The sequence below is a fragment of the Desulfonema magnum genome, assembly GCF_017377395.1.
In the GTDB taxonomy this organism is placed as follows: domain Bacteria; phylum Desulfobacterota; class Desulfobacteria; order Desulfobacterales; family 4be13; genus Desulfonema_C; species Desulfonema_C magnum.
Map to the genome: position 1 here is coordinate 3,834,187 of NZ_CP061800.1, position 22,451 is coordinate 3,856,637.

A 22,451-nucleotide genomic window follows, 5' to 3' on the forward strand; every position below is an offset into this window, starting at 1 on the left:
TTAAAACGGTTTCATGGGCACAAGCTCAATTTCATAACAGAATCCGAAATCAACACTCAGATTGGTGTTCGGATCCGTGTCACCGTCGTTAATCGGCTCGGCATTTTCTGTCAGAGTGATGGCTGTCGTTATTACACCATAGCCGTCAAGAGGATCGCCGTTATCGTCATTGTCCACATCGTTGTCCGGATCAGAACTGGCACCACTGCTGATATAACCTCGGAGTACTCCGCCTGCGTCAAAATTTGACGGATCAATCTGAACAATATAGGTGTCTGCTCCCAGATCCCTGAAAATATAACGTCCTGCCTCGCCGTCAGATGTGTGGGTGATGGCCGCGGCAACAAATTCATCGGTTCCCGCGCTATATTTCCCATCCTGGTCCCTGTCTGTATAAAGATTGACAATCACGCCATTGATACCGGTTTCTTCGCCAAACTGATACACCCCGTCCTGATTGGCGTCATCCCATACAACATTTCCCAGACTCAGACTGCACGGGCACACAGGACAAGTTTTCTCTGAAAAACCAAAATCCACGGTGAGGTTGCTTTCAGAATCCGTATCTCCGTCATCAACAGGCTCATCTCCCGCGGTCAGGGTAACCGCTCTGCTGACCACCCCGTATCCGGGCATGGAATAGCCATTGTCATCATTGTCCGCGTCATTGTTCGGGTCCGGGCTTCCCGGACTGTCAGTATATATGCTAAGTTCGCCGTCCGCATTAAAATTCAGGGGATCAATCTGAACAATATAATCTCCTTCGGTCAGATTTGCAAACAAATAATATCCCGGGTCTCCCGCTTTTGTCCTGGACTGAGATTCACCATAGAATCCGGTAACGGTCGAACCGGCAAACACATCCGAGTCAGGCGTGTAATCGCCGCTGCCGTCGCTGTCCCGCCAGAGGTTTACCCTGACGCCGTTGATACCGGATTCGGTTTCAGGCTGATAAATCCCGTCATTATTGATGTCATGCCAGACCAAATTGCCCAGACTGAGAGTGCAGGTCCCGTCGCACCAGACTGTCGGGGTCAGTCCCTCTGTATTGGGATCATCGGTGCAGACCTGATCCGAGTCATCCCGCCAGTCGCCGTTACCGTTTTTATCCCATGCAGCGCATGCCTGGTTCTCCACGCGGTCCATATCATCCGGCACTGTCGTTTCAAACCATATTCTGACATTGCCGCCGCTTCCGGCCACCATGCCTTCCCATATGACTTTGTTTTCATTTCTGTCATACCAGACATCGCCATAGTCAGCACCGAAGGAACCCTCCACATAAGTTGTATTAGCAGGCACAGGGTCCTCGATATGCACCAGGAGCGCGTTTGCATTCTTTTCATTGATCCAGTTCATTTCCCAGTGAATCACCGGACGAGATCCGGAAACAATCTTCTCAGAAGACGGCGGATCAAAAACACCCGGTTCCCATATCACCACAACATTCGTGGGATCATCTTCAACAAAAGTTAACGGATCATCTGTGGGTTCTTCCGGATACTGGTCAGAAGTCACCCTGCCCTGATTCGGAATCATGACACCGTTCGGCGCGTCCTCGGCAACCAGCACATGGAACCGGACAAAAGCGATTTCTCCCGGAGCAAGGGTGGGAATTTCAGCCTGCACTTCCCTGTCACCGGAGCTGTTTCCGGCTGTGACGGCTCCCTTTGTATTGCTGACCGTTCCCGGAATCAGGGAAATATATCCCTCGGGCAAATCATAAAACACAATATTGGTGACGTCTGTCAGGCCGGCATTGATCATCATCACCTCATACAGCAGTTCATCTCCCGGACAGACAGCACCGCCGTTCAGATCTGAAACACTTATATATGCTTCAAGATATGGCGGTTCACCGAGCATTGTCACAAGAGTGGGATCGCCCGGATCCGATGTGGCAGGATCGTCAGTCTCTGTCTGGATACCATTGTTTCCGTTTATAATGCCCTGGTTAAAGAGGGTCATATTCTCCGGCGCATTCGTATCAATCCTTACCCGGAAAGCAATGTCAACGGTTTCATTTGGCGCAAGATCACCGATGAAAACGGTTAGCGGGGAAGATTCAGCTACCGAACCCTTTGAGGTTGTGAGACTTCCGGTTTCCAGTCTGGTATAAACAGGTATTTTGTCTTTAAATACCAGGTCCGAGGCTGTATCCGGTCCTTTGTTGATCACATGAATACGGTATTCAATGATATCCCCGGGTATCAGATTCCCGCCATTTATATCTGTCGCTGTTTTCTGAGCCGCCAGCTCCGAATTTACGGTTACATTGGCCAGAGGACCTATGACTGTGGGATCGCTGTTTGTCAGCGTATCTGGAAAATCCGTGGGCGTATCTTCAAAATTCGTACCCGCGACCATTCCCTGATTTTCTATCCACACGCCCCGGGGCGTATCCTGCGAAATGCGGACATAATATGTGAGCGTAACGGTTCCGCCGACGGGAATATCGCCAATTTCCACGCGAATCTCTGTATCTCCGGTATTGTTTCCTGAAACAACGGTTCCCTGGCTGACAGTTACGGAATTATCCAGGGCAACAGTGGTGTATTCGAGTGTATCTGTATATACCACGCCATTTGCAACAGCTTTGCCTGTATTGGAAATTCCCACACCATACCAGAGAATATCGCCCGTTTCAAGGGTCTGTATATCTATTTCTTCCTTTATGTCTCTTACAACTTTGACTGCCCGGATATCTGGAATTCCGATAAATCCCGCGTCAACTGAGTCAATCTGTGCTCCCGGGGAAAGCGTGACCGGTCCAGTTTTGCCAGTCTCCGGATCCGCATCGCTGTCCAGTGTGTCATCTCCGGCATTCTGAGGACTGAAAGAATAGCTGTCCCGAAGCAATATAAATTCAATCACATAATCTCCGGGAACCACTTCTGTGAATCCATAAAAACCGGAACTGTCCGTTGTAACGGAAGCAAGTGTCGCTCCGGTTGCCGGGTCTGTAAGATTGACTCTGACATCGGCAATGCCTGGCTCATCCGAATCCTGAATGCCGTCCTGATTCAAATCATGCCATACAGTATCGCCAATACTTCCGGCGAGGGCATGGTCTCCGAAATTCGCAGTGACTGATCCCTGAGATGGAACAGCGACTGTGACAGTGTTCGGAGTGGTACTGTCAAATCCCGCAGGATCAGACTCGCTGAGGGTGTAACTGCCTTCTGGTAGATCCGTAATCATATAGGAACCATCCTCAGCAGTGGTGACAGAAGCAATGATATTTCCGTTGCTGTCTGATATTTCGATGGTGACACCGCCAAGACCGGTTTCTTCCGCATCCTGCACGCCATTACCGTTACTGTCATTGAAGACCAGGCCAGTAATACTGCCTGTTTCAAATTCCTCATGGTCGCCGAAATCGGCAATGCCGACACCGCCCGCGGGGGCTGTCACCGAAACCCCATTCTCCGTTGTGCTGAAAAAGCCTTCGGGGTCGGTCTCACGCACAATGTAATCGCCGGGAACGAGATCGTTGAAACGATAAGTTCCGTCCGCACCGGTCGTCGTGACCGCAATCACGTTTCCGTCAGTGCTGACCAGTTCGACTGTCACGCCGCCGAGACCTGCCTCGCCGTCGTCTCTGACCATATTGCCGTTCAGATCATTGAATACCGCGCCCGTGATCGCTGAAATTACCGGTGTCTCGCTGACATTGCCGAAGCTGGCCGTGGCTGCATCACCCGGTTCCAGTGTCACCGGAACGCTGCTGTCGCCGGTGCTGACATAGCCCGGGGGATCGGTCTCCTCAATTATGTAATCTCCCGGAACAACATCATCAAATATATAATTGCCGTTTTCATCCGTGGTTGTCGTGTCAACAACATTCCCGTCGGAATCCACAAGTTCGATGACAGCGCCGGGGATGCCTTCCTCGCCCGGATCAGGCTCGCCGTTGCCGTTGATGTCGTTGAACACCACGCCCGATATGCTGTTCGCCTCACGGTCGCCGAAATCGGCGGTTCCCACACCGCCCGCGGGGGCTGTCACTGAAACCGCATTGTCCGTGGTGCTGAAAAAGCCTTCGGGGTCGGTCTCACGCACAATGTAATCGCCGGGGAAAATATCTCCGAAACGATAAGTTCCGTCCGCATCTGTCACGGTTGTCGCAATCACATTTCCGTCAGCACCGACCAGTTCGACTGTCACGCCGCCGAAACCTGCCTCGCCGTCGTCTCTGACCAAATTGCTGTTCAGATCATTGAACACCACGCCCGTGATCGCTGAGATTACCGGTGTCTCACTCACATTGCCGAAGCTGGCGGTGGCGGCATCACCCGGTTCCAGCGTCACCGGAACGCTGCTGTCGCCGGTGCTGACAAAGCCCGGAGGATCGGTCTCCTCAATTATGTAGTCTCCCGGAGCAACATCATCAAAAATGTAAATTCCGTTCTCATCCGTGGTTGTCGTGTCAGCAACATTTCCGTCAGGATCCGTCAGTTCGATCACAACACCGGGAATGCCCTCCTCTCCGGGATCGGGCGTGCCGTTTCCGTTGATGTCGTTGAAAACCGCACCTGATATGCTGTTCTCCTCACGGTCACCGAAACTGGCCGTGCCGGTTCCGCCCTGGGGAACTGTCACTGTCACCGCATTGTCCGTGGTGCTGAAGAAACCTTCGGGATCGGTTTCGTCCACGGTATAAGTCCCGGCCTCGACCTCACGGAAGACATAATGCCCGTTCTCATCCGTGGCTGTCGTGTCTGTCACATCGCCATCATTATCCGACAAGGTGACGGTGGCACCGGGGATGCCCTCCTCGCCCGGTTCCTGGATTCCGTTTCCGTTAATATCGTCAAAGACCACGCCCGAAACAGTGGCCGCCTCACGGTCGCCGAAACTGGCCGTGCTTGTTCCGCCCTCCGTCACGGTCACCGGGACGGTGTTGTTGTCCGTGTCGCTGACAAAGCCCGGAGGATCGGTCTCCTCAACAATATAGTCTCCCGGGGGAACGTCTTTAAAAGTGTAAATTCCGTTCTCATCCGTGGTCGCCGTGTCAACGACATTCCCGTCGGGATCCGTCAGTTCGATCACAACCCCGGGGACACCCGCTTCTCCCGAATCGGGCGAGCCGTTGCCGTTAATGTCGTTGAAAACCGAACCTGATATGCTGTTCTTCTGACGGTCGCCGAAATCGGCAGTTCCTACACCGCCCGCGGGGGCTGTCACCGAAACCGAATTATCGGTGGTGCTGAAAAAGCCTTCGGGGTCGGTCTCACGAACCGTGTAATCGCCGGGAGCGAGATCGCCGAAACGGTAACTTCCGTCCGCATCGGTTGTCGTGACCGCAATCACGTTTCCATCAGCCCCGATGAGTTCGAGCGTGACGTTTCCGATAACTTCCTCGCCGGCATCCCGGATTTCGTTGTCGTTAATATCGTTGAACACCGTGCCTGTGATCGCCGAGATTACCGGAGTCCCGCCCACATCACCAAAGCTGGCGGTGGCAGAGTCTCCCGGTTCCAGCGTCACCGGAACACTGTTGTCCGTGGTGCTGGCAAAACCCGGGGGATCGGTTTCCTCAACAATGTAGTCTCCCGGAGGAACATTGTCAAAAGTGTAATTTCCGTTCTCATCCGTGGTGGCCGTGTCAACAACATTCCCGTCGGGATCAAGCAGTTCAATGGTGACACCTGCGATGCCCTCTTTATCCGGATCACGGAGCATATCACCATCCGCGTCATTAAAGACCGTGCCGCTGATGCTGTTTTGCTCACGGTCACCAAAATTGGCTGTGCCGGTTCCGCCCTGCGGAACTGTCACTGTCACCGCATTGTCCGTGGTGCTGAAGAAACCTTCGGGATCGGTCTCTTTCACGGTATAAGTCCCGGCCTCAGCCTCACGGAAGATATAATGCCCGTTCTCATCCGTGGTGGTCGTACCTGTCACATCGCCGTCATTATCCAATAACGTAACAGTCACACCGGGAATGCCGTCCTCGCCTGGCTGCTGAATTCCGTCTCCGCTGATGTCGTTGAAAACCACGCCCGAAACAGTGGCCGCCTCACGGTCGCCGAAACTGGCCGTTCCGGTTCCGCCCTCCGTCATGGTCACTGGGGCGGTGTTGTTGTCCGTGTCGCTGACAAAGCCCGGAGGATCGGTCTCCTCAACAATATAGTCTCCCGGGGGAACGTCTTTAAAAGTGTAAATTCCGTTCTCATCCGTGGTCGCCGTGTCAACGACATTCCCGTCGGGATCCGTCAGTTCGATCACAACCCCGGGGACACCCGCTTCTCCCGAATCGGGCGAGCCGTTGCCGTTAATGTCGTTGAAAACCGAACCTGATATGCTGTTTTCCCTGCGGTCGCCGAAATCGGCAATGCCCACGCCGCCCTCGGGGGCTGTCACCGAAACCGAATTATCGGTGGTGCTGAAAAAGCCTTCGGGGTCGGTCTCACGAACCGTGTAATCGCCGGGAGCGAGATCGCCGAAACGGTAACTTCCGTCCGCATCGGTTGTCGTGACCGCAATCACGTTTCCATCAGCCCCGATGAGTTCGAGCGTGACGTTTCCGATAACTTCCTCGCCGGCATCCCGGATTTCGTTGTCGTTAATATCGTTGAACACCGTGCCTGTGATCGCCGAGATTACCGGAGTCCCGCCCACATCGCCAAAGCTGGCGGTGGCAGAGTCTCCCGGTTCCAGCGTCACCGGAACACTGTTGTCCGTGGTGCTGGCAAAACCCGGGGGATCGGTTTCCTCAACAATGTAGTCTCCCGGAGGAACATTGTCAAAAGTGTAATTTCCGTTCTCATCCGTGGTGGCCGTGTCAACAACATTCCCGTCGGGATCAAGCAGTTCAATGGTGACACCTGCGATGCCCTCTTCATCCGGATCACGGAGCATATCACCATCCGCGTCATTAAAGACCGTGCCGCTGATGCTGTTTTGCTCACGGTCACCAAAATTGGCTGTGCCGGTTCCGCCTTCCGGTACTGTCACATCCGGCATGTTGTCAGTGGTGCTGGCAAAACCGTCGGGATCACTCTCCTCCACAGTATAAGTCCCAGGCTCAACATCACGGAAAATATAATTTCCGTTCTCATCCGTGGTTGTCGTACCTGTCACATCACCGTCATTATCCAACAATGTGACAGTTACACCGGAAATGCCCGCCTCGCCCGGATCCTGGATTCTGTTTCCGTTAATATCATTGAAGACCACGCCCGACACAGTGGCTATCTCACGATCTCCGAAATTGACCGCAGCCGTTTCCCCTTCGGTTACAGATACCGGGGATGAATTGTCCGTGCTGCTGACAAAGCCCGGGGGATCAGTTTCCTCAACTGTGTAGTCTCCAGGAGGAATATCGCTGAATGTGTAAACGCCATTATCATCCGTAGTTGTCGTGCCAACAAGCTCTCCATCGGGAGTCACCAGTTCAATCACGACACCGGGGATGCCCGTCTCTCCCGGATCAGGTGTGCCATTTCCGTTGATATCATTAAAGACCACACCCGACAAACTGTTTCCTTCACGGTCTCCGAAATCTGCCGTGCCGGTTCCGCCCGAAGGAACAATAACCGAAACTGTATTATCCGTGGTGCTGGCAAATCCGGCAGGATCCGTCTCCTCAACCGCATAGGTTCCGGGGGACACATTGGTAAAAATGTATTCCCCGTCAGTGTTAGTGGTTGTCGTATCAATGACATTGCTGTCAGTGTCCAGCAACTCAATAATAACACCGCCAAGTCCCTGTTCTCCGGAATCCTGGTTCTCATTATCATTGACATCATTAAAGACCACGCCAGTGATGCTTCCTTCCTCCTGGTCGCCAAAAATGGCAGTGCCAAATCCGCCTGAGGGAACAACCACTGTTACAACATTATCAGTGGTACTGACAAATCCGGAGGGATCCGTCTCACGCACAGCATAGGTTCCGGATGAGACATCTTCAAAAATATAAACACCGTTCTCATCCGTGATTGTCGTATCAACAATATTACCAAAAATATTTGTCAGATCAACCGTGACCCCTTCGATACCGGATTCATTCGGATCCTGGATCATATTGTCATTGACATCATTAAAGACCACACCGGTAACAGTGGCAGTTTCATGATCGCCAAAATTGGCAATGCCTGTTCCGTCCGAAGGAACCGTCACCAAGACATTATTGTCCGTGGTGCTGACAAAACCCGCCGGGTCGGTTTCACGAACCGTATAAGTACCAGCAGTAACGCCGCTGAACTGATACGCTCCGTTTTCACCCGTAGTTGTGGTATCCAACACATTGCCATCGCTGTCCAGCAATTCAACAGTGACACCATCAAGCCCTTCCTCAGCAGGGTCCTGAATCATATTGTCATTGACATCATTAAAGACCACGCCAGTAATCGTTCCCTTTTCGTGATCACCGAAATTGCCTGAGCCCGAGCCGCCCGGAAGCATTGTCACCGTGAGGCTGTTGTCCGTGGTGCTGACATAGCCTAGCGGATCAGCTTCCTCCACAGTATAAATCCCTGGCGGAACATCCCTGAACACATAAATTCCGTTTTCGTCAGCGGTTGTGGTATCCACCACGTTTCCGCTACTATCCTTCAACGTCACCGTGACATCGCGGATACCATCTTCATCACTTCCCTGGTTTCCGTCGCCATTGATGTCATTAAAAACAACACCTGCGATAATGCCTTCCTCACGGTCGCCAAAGTCGGCAGTGCCTGTTCCGCCTGACGGAACTGTGACTTGGACAGTGTTATCCGTGGTACTGATAAAACCATCCGGATCCTTTTCCTCAACCGTATAATCCCCCGGTGTGAGGCTGGTGAAGCTGTAAGCCCCGTTCTCATCTGTCAGCGTTGTGGCGACAACTTCTCCGTTCTCATCCCTCAGTTCCACAGTGGCACCGGAGATACCGCTTTCACTCGGTTCCAGGGTTTCGTTATTATTAATATCGTTAAAAACAACACCTGTGATACTGCCCTGTCCATAGTCGCCAAAATTGGCAACACCTGTTCCGCCCGGCGACACTGTCACCGTCACGGTGTTCTCAGTGGTGCTGACAAAGCCATCGGGATCGCTTTCCTGAACCGTGTAAACACCCGGGGGAACATCTGAGAAAACATAATTCCCGTTTTCATCGGTGGTTGTTGTGTCTGTCACGTTCCCCAGACTGTCCAGCAATTCAACGGTCACACCGCTGATGCCTTCCTCATCCGGGTCGTTGTTCATATTATTATTGGTGTCATTAAAGACGGTTCCCCCTATGACACCGTCTGTCACAACGCTGCCCGAGCCGCTGTCTCCGAAATCAGCCGTGACACTTCCTGACGGCGGCACGGTTACAGTCACGGTATTGTCCGTGGTGCTGACAAAATCCGGGGGATCTGTCTCCTGAACCGTGTAAGCTCCGGCCGGAATATCACTGAAACTGTAAGTTCCGTCCGCGCCTGTAACAGTCGTTCCCACCACGTTCCCATCATCATCCAGCAATTTGATGGTCACCCCGGGAATGCCGCCTTCCTCCGCCCCCTGGCTCATATCGCCATTGGCATCATTGAAAACCACGCCCGTGATGCCATTCCTCATATTGCGATCACCAAAATTGGCTTGGGCATAGTTCCCCGGCGGCACAGTTACAGATACAATGTTGTCCGTGGTGCTGACAAAATCGGAGGGATCGGTTTCCTGTACGATATAATCCCCGGGAGCGAGATCACTGAACTCATAATATCCGCTAAAATCCGTGGTTGTTGTATCCAGCACACTGCCGGAGGTGTCCAGCAGCTCAACTGAGACATTTTCCAGACCGGTTTCACCCGGATCCCGGGATCCGTCATTATCGGTGTCGTCAAATACCACGCCCAGGATTCCGCCGGTCACACCTTCCCCGGTATCTCCAAAGTCTGCTGTGGCTGTTCCCTCTCCCGGGACTGTCACAGTAAGCGTGTCAAGGGTGGTGCTGGTGAAATCAGGCAAATTGGTTTCCTGAACCGTATAATCACCCGGTTCTATATTGGTGAAGCGATAGAAACCGTTTTCATCTGTCACGGTTGTGGCAATCACATTGCCGCTGGTATCTGTCAGGGTTAGGGTGACATTCGGGATTCCTGTCTCATCTGCATCCAGAAAACCGTCGCTGTCCCCATCATAAAAGACCGTGCCGGTGATGCCGCTGACCCGGTAATGATCCCCGAAGCTGGCATAGGCTGATCCGTTAGAGGGAACGGTCACATCCTCGGAATTGTCAGTGGTGCTGACATAGCCGGACAGGTCTGTCTCGGTTACGGTGTAATTGCCCGGGGTCAGATCCTCAAAAACATAATTCCCCGAGCCATCGGTTCTTACGGATCCGACCGCATTTCCGGTGCTGTCAACCAGTTCCACAAGGACATTCCCGATACCGTGTTCATCAGGATCACGAATTCCGTCCATATTGGCATCGTCAAACACGGTTCCGCTGATGGTTCCCTGCTGACGGTCGCCGAAACTGGCATACGCTGATCCGTTCACGGGAACGGTCACATCTTCGGAGTTGTCCGTGGTGCTGATGTAACCGGACGGATCCGTCTCGGTCACGGTGTAATCGCCTGGTTCCACATCCTCGAATGTGTAATTTCCGGATGAATTCGTGGTGGCCTCGGCAATCACGCTGCCTGTGCTGTCCAGAAGTTCCACGAAGACATTCAGAATGCCTCTTTCACCAGAATCCTGGACACCGTTTCCATTTATATCATCATAAACAGTTCCGCTTATGCTTCCCTGCTGGCGATCTCCGAAATTGACAGAAGCAGATCCGTCGGGCAGCACTGTCACATCCGCGGTGTTGGCCGTGGTGCTGACGTAGCCCGGGGGATCGGTTTCTGTCACCGTGTAATCACCCGGAAGCACATCCTCAAACGTGTAATTGCCCGAAGGATCGGTCATCACCGTCTCGATCACATTTCCCTCACCGTCGCTCAGTTCCACGACCACATTGCCGATGCCGTCCTCACCGGGTTCCTGCATGCCGTTCCCGTTCATGTCGTCAAACACGGTTCCGCTTACAGTTCCCTGCTGACGATCTCCGAAATTGGCAGAGCCGGTTCCGTCAGGCGGCACTGTCACGGCAACGGTGTTTTCCGTGGTGCTGGTGTAGCCCGGGGGATCGGTCTCTGTAACCATATAATCGCCGGGCACAACATTCCGGAAGTTGTAATTGCCGGAGGGATCTGTGACAGCCTCAGCGATCACATTACCCGTGTCATCAACAAGCTGCACAATGACATTGCCGATGCCGTCCTCTCCGGGTTCCTGTACGCCGTTCCCGTTGATGTCGTCAAACACGGTTCCGCTCACGCTTCCCTGCTGGCGGTCTCCGAAACTGGCAAATCCGGTTCCGTCAGGCGGGACTGTCACGGCAACGGTGTTGTCCGTGGTGCTGGTGTATCCCGAAGGATCGGTTTCGCTCACCGTGTAATCACCGGGAAGCACATCTTGGAATATGTAACTGCCTGTCGGATCTGTGACTGCTTCCGCTATCATATTGCCGGCTTCGGCAGGTTCAGCCAACTCCAGCAATTTCACGGGGACATCCGGGATGCCTTCCTCATCAGCGTCCTGTATGCCGTTCCCGTTGATATCGTCAAACACGGTTCCGCTTACGGTTCCCTGCTGACGGTCTCCGAAGTTTGCAAATCCTGCACCGTTGGGCGGGACTGTCACAACCGCGCTGTTGTCCGTGGTGCTGACCCAGCCGGAGGGGTCAGCCTCGGTGACTGTGTAATCACCAGGTTGCACATTTTTAAAGATATAATTCCCCTGGCTGTCTGTTTTCACAGCCTTGGGAACAATGGAGCCGCCTCCCAGGAGTTTCACAGTGACACCCGGGATGCCTTCCTCACCAGGATCACGGGTTCCGTTCCCGTTGATGTCGTCGTAAACGGTTCCGCTCACGGTTCCCTGCTGACGGTCTCCGAAATTCGCAATTGCCGTTCCGTAAGCCGGGACTGTCACATCGCGGGTATTGTCTGTTGTGCTGAGGTAATCCTCGGGATCCGTCTCGCTTACGGTGTAATCAGCGGGGATAACATTTTCAAAAGCATAGTTTCCGTCAGCATCCGTGGTTGTGGTTCCGGCGACATTTCCGTCGGCATCCAGGAGTTCCACGGTGATATTTCCGATACCATATTCCCCGTCATCCTGGCTTCCGTCCCCGTTAATATCGTCAAATACGGTTCCGATGACCGCGCCCAGAGGAACCACAGGGATAACCGTGGGCTGTTCGCCCGGGACATCCGGGTCGCCATCTGTCTGTTCCCTGCCGTCATTCACACCGTCCCCGTCTGTGTCATAATTGACAATGCTCTGGTTCCGGATTTCATAGACCCCGTTTGAAAGGGGATTATCCAGGATGACACGGAAGGTGATGGTTTCCTCCCCGGATGCGGGGATATCAATGCCGGAAACACGGATCACAGGGGATTCGCCCTCTATAGTACTGCCCGCGGGCCCGCTGACGCTGCCCGGGACAATGACGGTATGGTCAGGAACTTCGTCAACAAATTCCATGCCCGATACATCGGAGGTTCCCGGGTTCCTCAGCGTAACAGTGTAAAGCAGTTCATCACCCGGCTCCAGGGTTCCGCCGTTCACATCGGAAACGGTCTTGATCGCCAAGGCGCCCGGGGTTCCGCCCACCGGAACATCTGTGGGCTGGTTTCCCGGATCCGAAATATCGCTGTCCGTGGGTTCTGACGCATCATTTACGCCGTCCCCGTCGGGGTCATACAGCACGTCGCCCTGGTTAGAGATGACGGTTCCCGAGGGAACGCCGCCGTCCACCTTTACGTCAAATGTGAGTGCGATGTCCTGACCTGCCGCGACATCACCTGTCCACTCGATCCGGTTTTCTGTTTCATTGTATGAAGCGGTTCCGGATTCCGCGGTTACGCTACCTGTTACATAAGCGGTGTTTTCGGGGATTTCATCATAGAACTCAACCCCGTATCCGCCTCCTGTACCGGTGTTGGATATTACCGCTGTATAGCGGAGGGTATCCCCGGATGTCACCACGCTGTTGCTGTCCGCATCATCGTGCAGGGAAACTTCTTTGGTGGTTTCGGTAAAATTGAGACCTGTGGTGAGCGGCAGAATCGTGGGCTGCTGTCCCGGTTCTTCCAAATCCCCGTCAGTTTCCCATACCCGGTATCCCAGTCCCGGGGTGATGTGGCTGTAGGTCATGACTGCCTGATTTGCGATTTCTGTCACGCCTTCAGGCAGGGGCGCGTCCACCTTCACCCGGAACGTGGCTGTTGCCTGTCCGTGCGGCGGCACGGTGATGCCGGTGATCCGGATGGTCGGGGTTTCGCTTTCGATCACCCCGCCCGGAGGCGTTGTCAGGCTGCCGGGGACGTAGGTTGTGTAAGCGGGAATGCTGTCAACAATCTCGGTTCCGCTGCCTTCCCGATGGCTCTTGTTGGTGAGAATGACGGTATAAAGAATCTCATCCCCCGGCTCCAGGTTCCCGCCGTTGATATCCTCCGCAGTCTTCACGGCAATACAGACCATGCCGCTGGTGATGACATCCGTGGGCTGATCACCGGGACTTTCCGGATCCCAGTCCGTGGGTTCCGAAGCATCATTCACCCCGTCCCCGTCGGAATCGTACTCAACAACTCCCTGGTTGGATATGGTGGTCATCACAGGAACATCCGGGTTGATGATCACATCAAAGAACAGGGTGATGTCCTGGCCCGCGGCAACATCCCCGCGCCATTCCACCTGGTTTTCAGCCCTGTTGAAAGAAGCGGTTCCACTTTCCGCGGTCACGCTGTCCTGGATGTATGCGGTATCTTCGGGAATGCTGTCCTTAAAAATAACGCCGTCAGCATCCTGATTCCCGGTGTTGCGGATGACCACTGTGTATCTCAGGGTATCCCCGGAATTGCCCACCGAGTTGAAATCCGCATCATTTTCAAGGCTTACATCCTTGGTGGTTTCTGTGAAATTGGGGCCTGCGGTAACAGGCAACACCGTGGGCTGATCTCCCACAACTGTGGTGTCCCCGTCCGTGGGCTTTTCACCGTCATTGATGCCGTCCCCGGTGCTGTCATACGCGAGGAGGCCCTGGTTGCTGATCTCATCCGTGCCACGCGGGAGAGGATCATCCACAATCACCCGGAATGTCACCGTAACCTGCCCGTTACCAGGGATGCTGATGCCCGTGATCCGGATAGGTTCTTCGCTCTGCACTTTGCTGCCCGGGGGCGAGCTGATGCTGTCCGGGATGTATGTTGTGTTTTCCGGGATATCGTCTGTGAATTCAGTTCCGGAAAGATCAAAATGATCTGTATTTTCCAGGAGAACGGTGTAGGTCAGCTCGTCCCCGGGTTCCAGGTTCCCGCCGTTGATATCTTTGACGCTTTTGAGAACCACGGGCACACTTCCCTTTCGGACATCCCCGAAATTGGCAGTTGCCGCGCCGTTCCGAGGCACGGTGACAGCTACTTCATCAGGAGTGGTGCTCACGTCGCCGATGAGATTGGTTTCTGTAACTGTGTAATCCCCCGGGGGAACATCCTCGAAATTGTAAGCGCCGTTGGAATTGGTGAGGGTTGTCGCGATATCGTTCCCGTCTTTGTCCGTAAGGGTTATGGTGACATTGCCGATGCCGGTTTCCCCGGATTCCTGAGCTTCGCTGCTGTCTGTATCATTATAAACAACTCCGCTGATGCTTCCGGTCTGCTGATCCCCGAAATCGGCTGTGGCAGCCCCCCCGCGGGGAACTGTCACAGACACCTTGTTGTCCGAGGTGCTGGTGTAACCTTCGGGATCCGTTTCTTTTACGGTGTAATCCCCCCGTGAGACATTCGGGAAGATGTAGAACCCGTCCGCATCTGTTGTGGTTGTGGCGATCACATCCCCGGAATCCAGGAGTTCCACTTTGACATTCTGGATGCCCGGTTCCCCGGGATCCTGTATCCCGTTGCCGTTGATATCATTGAATACAGAACCGCTGACAGTCCCTTTCTGCTGATCCCCGAAATTCGCGACTGCCGAACCGCCCGGGGGAACCGTTACGTCCCGGGTATTGTCTGTGGTGCTGGTGTAACCGGAAAGGTCGCTTTCCTGCACGGTGTAATCACCGGGCGAGACATTCCCGAATGTGTATGCTCCGTTTGTGTTGGTGAGGATTGTGTCAATGACATTGCCCTCACTGTCCAGAAGTTCCACGGTGACATTGGCGATGCCTTCCTCACCGGTGTTCTGATCTCCGTCACCGTTCATATCATTGAATACCACACCGGTTATGGTTGCTTCCTGGTGATCTCCGAAATTGGCAACCCCTTCGCCGCCGTCCACAGGTATGGTGACGGGCACGGAATTGGCTGTGGTGCTGGCATAGCCTTCAGGGTCGCTCTCACGCACGGTGTAATAGACCCCTGGCACCGCGCCTGTGAATATGTAATTTCCGTTTGCATCTGTGGTTGCCTCCGCGACAACCCTGCCAGTGGTGTCAATGAGTTCTATGGTTACGTTCTGGATCCCTGTTTCACCGGGATCCTTGTTTCCATCCCCATTGAGATCATTGAACACTACGCCGGTGATGCTGCCGGATACGCGGTCACCAAAATTGGCAATACCCGAGCCGCCCGGGGGCAGGGTGACATCAGATGTGTTCGCGGTGGTGCTGGTGTATCCCGCGGGATCGGTTTCGCGCACGGTGTAATCGCCCGGTGGCAGATCCGGGAACTTATAACTTCCGCCGGTGTCTGTCATGGTGGTGCTGATCACATTTCCGTCGCTGTCCAGGAGTTCCACGGTTACGTTCTGGATGCCGTCATCCCCGGGATCATGAATCCCGTCGCCGCTGATATCGTTGAACACCACGCCGCTGATGCTGCTCTTTTCATGATCTCCGAAGTTGGCAATGCCCGCACCGCCCGGGGGCAGCGGGACTTCCTTAATGTTTGCCGTGGTGCTGGTGTATCCTTGGGCATCGGTTTCACGAACTGTGTAATTCCCGGGGGTCAGTCCTGTGAAGCTATAATTCCCGTCCGGGTTTGTAAAGGTTGTTTCAATGACGTTCCCATCATTGTCCAGGAGTTCCACAAACACATTTTCCAGCCCGGTTTCATCAGATTCATGGCTTCCGTTTCCGTCAATATCGTTGAACACGATTCCGGTAATGGAACCTTCCCGGTGATCTCCGAAATTGGCGATGCCCGCGCCGCCGGCCGGCAGGAACAGTTCCACGCTGTTGTCCGTGGTGCTGGTGAATCCCTCCGGGTCGGTTTCTTCCACAACATAGTAGGCTCCGGGGGGCATATCCGCGAAGCTGTAATCCCCGTTCGGGTCAGTTAAGGTTTCGGCGATGACGTTTCCATCCGTATCCAGGAGTTTCACGGTAACGCCTTCCAGCCCGGGTTCACCCGGCCCATGCGTTCCGTTTCCGTCTATGTCCTCAAAGACCACGCCGGTTATCAGACCTTCCCGGTGATCTCCGAAATCCGCTATGCCCATGCCTCCCGCGGGTGCTGTCACAGGCAGGGAATTGGGAGTTGTGCTGATGTATTCGTCGGGATCGGTTTCACGAACTGTGTAATCCCCGGGGATGAGTCCGGAGAAGCTATAGTTTCCATCCGAATCTGTAAGGGCTGTCCCGACCACAGCGCCCGAAGCATCCAGGAGTTCCACAGTTATGTTTTCAAGGCCGGTTTCCCCAGTTTCCTGATTCCCGTTTCCGTCAATATCGTCAAATACGGTTCCGGATATTTCAGACATGGGAGGAACCGAAATGACCGTGGGCTGTTCACCCGGGCTGTCCTCATCCCCGTCAGTCTGCTGCCGGCCGTCATTCACACCGTCCCCGTCTGTGTCGTAATTGACAATGGCCTGATTCCGGATTTCCGTCACGCCCGGGGAAAGCGGATCATCCAGCGTGACGCGGAAGATGATGACCTGCTCGGTGTGGGCAGGCACATCTATCCCGCTGATGCGGATGATGGGGGATTCACTTACAACAGTGCTGCCCGTGGGCACCTCAACACTTCCCGGGACAATACTGGTGTGGGCAGGCACCTCATCCACAAATTCTATGCCATTTGCGTCAAAGTTGCTCTGATTCTGCAAGGTGACTTTGTAACGCAGTTTGTCACCAGGCTCCAAAAAGCCGCCATTCACGTCTTTAACGGTCTTGATGGCAATGCCTTCAGGGGTTCCGCCGGTGACGACATCCGTTGGCTGATTTCCCGGCTCCGTGACATCGCTGTCCGTGGGTTCGGACGCATCATTCACGCCGTCATCATCCGGGTCATACAACACTTCTCCCTGGTTGGAGATGAGCGTTCCCATGGGAAGGCCGCTGTCCACCTTCACGTCATAAGTGAGGGTGACATCTTTGCCAGCAGATACGTCTCCTGTCCACCGGATCTGATTTTCAGCGGCATTGTATGAAGCACTTCCGGATTCCGCATCCGCGCTGCCTGTCACATAAGTGGTATTTTCGGGAATTACGTCATAAAATTCCGCATCATTTTCATTCCGGGTTCCGGTGTTGGAAATCACCACCGTATAGCGGAGGGTGTCCCCGGGTGTCACCACGCCGTTTCCGTCCGCGTCATCCTGAATAGAAACAGTTTTGGTGGTTTCCGAGAAATTGGAGCCGCTGGTAACGGGCAGGATCGTAGGCTGCTGGCCCGGTTCTGACGGATCCCCGTCTGTCTCCCATACCCGGTACCCGAGTCCCGGGGTGATATGGCTGTAAGTCATGGTTGCCTGATTCGCGATCTCGGTCACGCCCTCAGGAAGCGGAGAATCCACCTTCACCCGGAACGTGGCAGTTGCCTGTCCGTGAGGCGGCACAGTGATGCCGGTAATGCGGATGGTGGGAGTTTCGCTTTCGATCACGCTGTCCGGAGGCGCTGTCAGGCTGCCCGGCACATAAGTTGTATATGCGGGAATGCTGTCAACAATCTCGGTTCCCTTGCCTTCCCGGTGGCTCTTGTTGGTCAGGATGATGGTGAAAAGAATCTCATCTCCCGGCTCCAGGTTGCCGCCGTTGATATCTTCCGCGCTCTTCACAGCCACGCAGACCATGCCGCTGGTGATGACATCCGTGGGCTGGTCACCCGGACTTTCCGGATCCCAGTCCGTGGGTTCCGAAGTATCGTTCACGCCGTCCCCGTCGGAATCGTACTCCACCGTTCCCTGGTTGGAAATGGTGGTCATCACGGGAACCCCCGGATTGATGGTCACATCAAAAGTCAGGGTGATGCTCTGACCCGAAGCAACATCGCCGTTCCATTCCACCCGCTTCTCAGCTTCATTATAGAGCGCACTTCCGCTTCCCCCGGTGACTGAGCCTGTCGAAGTCACACTGTCCGGGACATATGCGGTATCCCCGGGAATGCTGTCCTGGAAAACGACTCCGGAAGCGTTCTGATTCCCAGTGTTGCGGATGATCACGGTATATCGCAGGGTATCCCCGGAATTGCCCACCGCGTTGTTATCCGCATCGTTCTCCAATGCGACATCTTTGGTGGTTTCGGCAAAATTGGGGCCTGCGCTTATGGGGAGAACCGTGGGCTGATCTCCGACAACTGTGGTATCCCCGTCCGTGGGTTTTTCACCGTCATTGATGCCGTCCCCGGTGCTGTCATACGCCAGGATACCTTGGTTACTGATCTCATCCGCACCTGTGGACAGGGGATCATCCACAATTACATGAAATACCACGGACACCTGCCCGTTCCCGGGTATGCTGATGTCCGCAATCCGGATTGTCGGGGTTTCGCTCACCACCACGCTGCCCGCGGGGATGGCAAGACTGTCAGTCACATATTCGGTATGTTCGGGAATATCATCTGTGAATTCCGCACCGGACAGATCAAAATGATCCGGATTTTCCAATGTCACGGTATAACTCAGTTCATCCCCGGGTTCAAGATTTCCGCCGTTGATATCCGTGACGCTCTTGAGAACAACGGGCACACTTCCCTTGCGGATATCGCCGAAATTGGCAACTGCTGATCCGTTGGGCGGCACTGTCACCGTCACAGAGTTGGGCGTGGTGCTGGTATCGCCGATAAAATCCGTTTCCGTCACCGTATAATCCCCGGCCGGGATGCCTGTAAAACTGTACTCTCCTTCGGAATCTGTGAAGGTTGTCGCGATCACGTTCCCGCTGCTGTCTGCAAGGGTGATGGTGATATTCGCGATGCCAGTTTCACCGGAATCCTGAACTTCGCTGCTGTTCCTGTCGTTAAACACCACTCCGGCAATACCGCCTATCTGGTTTTCCCCGAAATCCGCCACGCCCGAGCCTCCCGGGGGAACTGTCAGTTCCACGGTATTGGGGGTGGTGCTGACGTAATTCGCGGGATCGGTTTCCCGTACGGTATAATCTCCCGGGGAAACGCCCGGGAAGGTGTAAAAACCGCTGGTATCTGTGGTAACAGTGTCAATCACACTGTCCGAGCTGTCCAGGAGTTCCACGGTGACATTCTGAATCCCGGTTTCCCCGGGGTCATGAACCCCGTTGCCGTTCACATCATTGAATACCGCACCACTGATGGTTCCCTGTTCCCGGTCTCCGAAATTGGCAACGCCTGCCCCGCCCGGTGGCACGGTTACGGGCTGCGTATTGTCCGTGGTGCTGAGATACCCGGAAAGATCGGTTTCCCGAACTGTATAATCTCCCGGGGTCACATTTTCAAACACATAAGCCCCGGACGTGTTGGTGAGAGTTGTTCCGATGATATTCCCGGCTTCGACAGGCTCAGCCCACTCCAGGAGTTCCACCGTGACATTCTGAATGCCTTCCTCACCGGTATCCTGGATTCCGTTGCCGTTGATGTCATTGAATACCACACCTGTGACAGTTCCTTCCTGATGATCCCCGAAATTTGCGACTCCCTCGCCGCCGCCCACCGGGATGGTCACAGGCACGGAATTGGCAGTGGTGCTGACGTATCCTGACGGATCGGTCTCCCGCACGGTATAATACACACCCGGGATGGCATTCGGGAAGACATAGTTCCCATTGGAATCTGTGGTAGTCGTCGCCACTACTGCGCCTGTGGTGTCAACCAGTTCGATTGTGACGTTCTGAAGCCCGGTTTCCCCGGGATCCCTGTTTCCATCGCCGTTGACATCATCAAATACAACGCCGCTGATGGTGCCTTCCTGGCGATCTCCGAAATTCGCAACCCCTGAGCCGCCCGCGGGAACTGTCACCGGCACAGTGTTCGCGGAGGTGCTGTTGTATCCCGCGGGATCGGTTTCTTTCACGGTATAGGTTCCGGGAATCAGACCCGTGAAACTGTATCCGCCGCTCGCGTCCGTGAGGGCAGTGTCAACAACATTTCCGCTGCTGTCCAGCAATTCCACAGACACGTTCTGGATACCGCTTTCCCCCGGAGCCTGTGTTCCGTCACCATTCATATCATTGAATACAATGCCGCTGATGCCGCCTTCCTGACGGTCTCCGAAATTCGCAACCCCTGAGCCGCCCGCAGGAACTGTCACAGGCACACTGTTCGCAGTGGTGCTGTTGTATCCCGAAGGATCTGTCTCATTCACCGTGTAACCGCCGGGGATCAGTCCTGTGAAACTGTATCCGCCGCTCGCGTCCGTGACAGTTGTCTCAATGACATTTCCGCTGCTGTTCAGGAGTTCCACGGTGACGTTCTGGATGCCGGTTTCCCCGGCTCCCTGCGCCCCGTCGCCATTTGTATCATTGAACACAACGCCGGTGATGCCGCCCTGCTGGCGGTCTCCGAAATTGGCAACGCCCGAGCCGCCCGCGGGAACTGTCACCGGCAGGCTGTTCGCGGTGGTGCTGTTGTATCCGGCGGGATCGGTTTCCCTCACCGTGTAATCACCGGGGATCAGTCCTGTGAAACTGTATCCTCCGAGGGGCCCCGTCAAAGCTGTGTCAATGACGTTTCCGCTGCTGTCCAGGAGTTCCACGGTGACATTCTGGATACCGGTTTCTCCGGTGCCCTGGGTTCCGTCGCCGTTGTTGTCATTGAACACAACACCGGTGATGCCGCCTTCCTGGCGGTCTCCGAAATTGGCAGAACCCGAGCCGCCCGGGGGAACTGTCACAGGCAGACTGTTCGCTGTGGTGCTGTTGTATCCCGAGGGATCGGTCTCATCCACCGTGTAATCACCCGGAACAAGCCCTGTGAAGCTGTAAGTTCCGTCCGCGGCCGTTGTTGTTGTATCAATGACGTTTCCGCTGCTGTCCAAAAGTTTCACGGTAACGTTCTGGATACCGGTTTCTCCGGCACCCTGGGTTCCGTCGCCGTTGGCATCATTGAACACAACACCGGTAATGCCGCCCTGCTGGCGATCTCCGAAATTGGCAGTTCCCGAACCGCCCGGGGGAACTGTCACCGGCAGACTGTTCGCAGTGGTGCTGCTGTATCCCGAGGGATCGGTCTCATTCACCGTGTAATCACCGGGAACCAGTCCTGTGAAACTGTAAGAACCGTCCGCGGCCGTGGTTGTTGTATCAATGACGTTTCCGCCGCTGTCCGAAAGCTGCACAGTGACATTCTGAATCCCGGTTTCACCAGCGCCCTGGCTTCCGTTGCCGTTGTTGTCATTGAAAACAACACCGCTGATGCCGCCCTGCTGACGGTCTCCGAAATTCGCGGTTCCCGAACCGCCCGGGGGAACTGTCACAGGCAGACTGTTCGCGGTGGTACTGTTGTATCCCGAGAGATCCGTTTCCCTTACCGTGTAATTACCAGGAACCAGTCCTGTGAAACTGTAGCCTCCGCCAGAGCCGGTGGTGGCTGTGTCAATGACATTTCCGCTGCTGTCCAGCAATTCCACGGTGACATTCTGGATTCCAGTTTCGCCAGTTCCCTGGACTCCGTCGCCGTTGTTGTCATTAAACACAACACCGCTGATGCCGCCCTGCTGACGGTCTCCAAAATTCGCAACACCTGAGCCGCCCACGGGAAGCGTCACCGGCACACTGTTCACAGTGGTGCTGGTGTATCCCCCGGGATCGGTTTCATTTACTGTGTAATCCCCCGGGGTCAGCCCGCCGAAACTATAGGCCCCGTCAGCGTCCGTAGTCGCCGTGGCAACCACGGCTCCGGTATCATCCAGCAATTTCACGGTGACATTCTGAATCCCAGCCTCACCAGCCTCATGGGTTCCGTCACCGTTGTTGTCGTTGAATACCACACCGCTGATGCTGTTCCCCAGGCGGTCGCCGAAATTCGCAATGCCGGCCCCTCCGGCCGGAAGCGTCACTGTAACACTGTTCGCTGTGGTGCTGATGTAGTCCGCGGGGTCAGTTTCGTTCACCGTGTAATCATCAGGCCCCAGCCCTGTGAAGCTGTAAGCCCCGTCCGCGTCCGTGGTGACAGTACCCACCGATGCTCCGGTGCTGTCAATCAGTTCCACCGGGACATTGGCAATGCCTGCTTCCCCGGGGTCACGGGTTCCGCTGCTGTTAATATCATTATAAACCACACCGGTGATCGCGG

1 protein-coding gene (running past one end of the window) is annotated in these 22,451 nt (G+C 54.7%); it reads right to left on the reverse strand.

Translation table 11 applies throughout. The features are described from left to right. Positions 1-22,451 carry the 3' portion of an SdrD B-like domain-containing protein gene (locus tag dnm_RS14935; RefSeq protein WP_207683427.1) on the reverse strand. 11,488 nt of this gene lie beyond the right edge of the window, so 22,451 of the gene's 33,939 nt are visible here — the last part of the coding sequence; the start codon falls outside the window, past its right edge; the stop codon is at positions 1-3.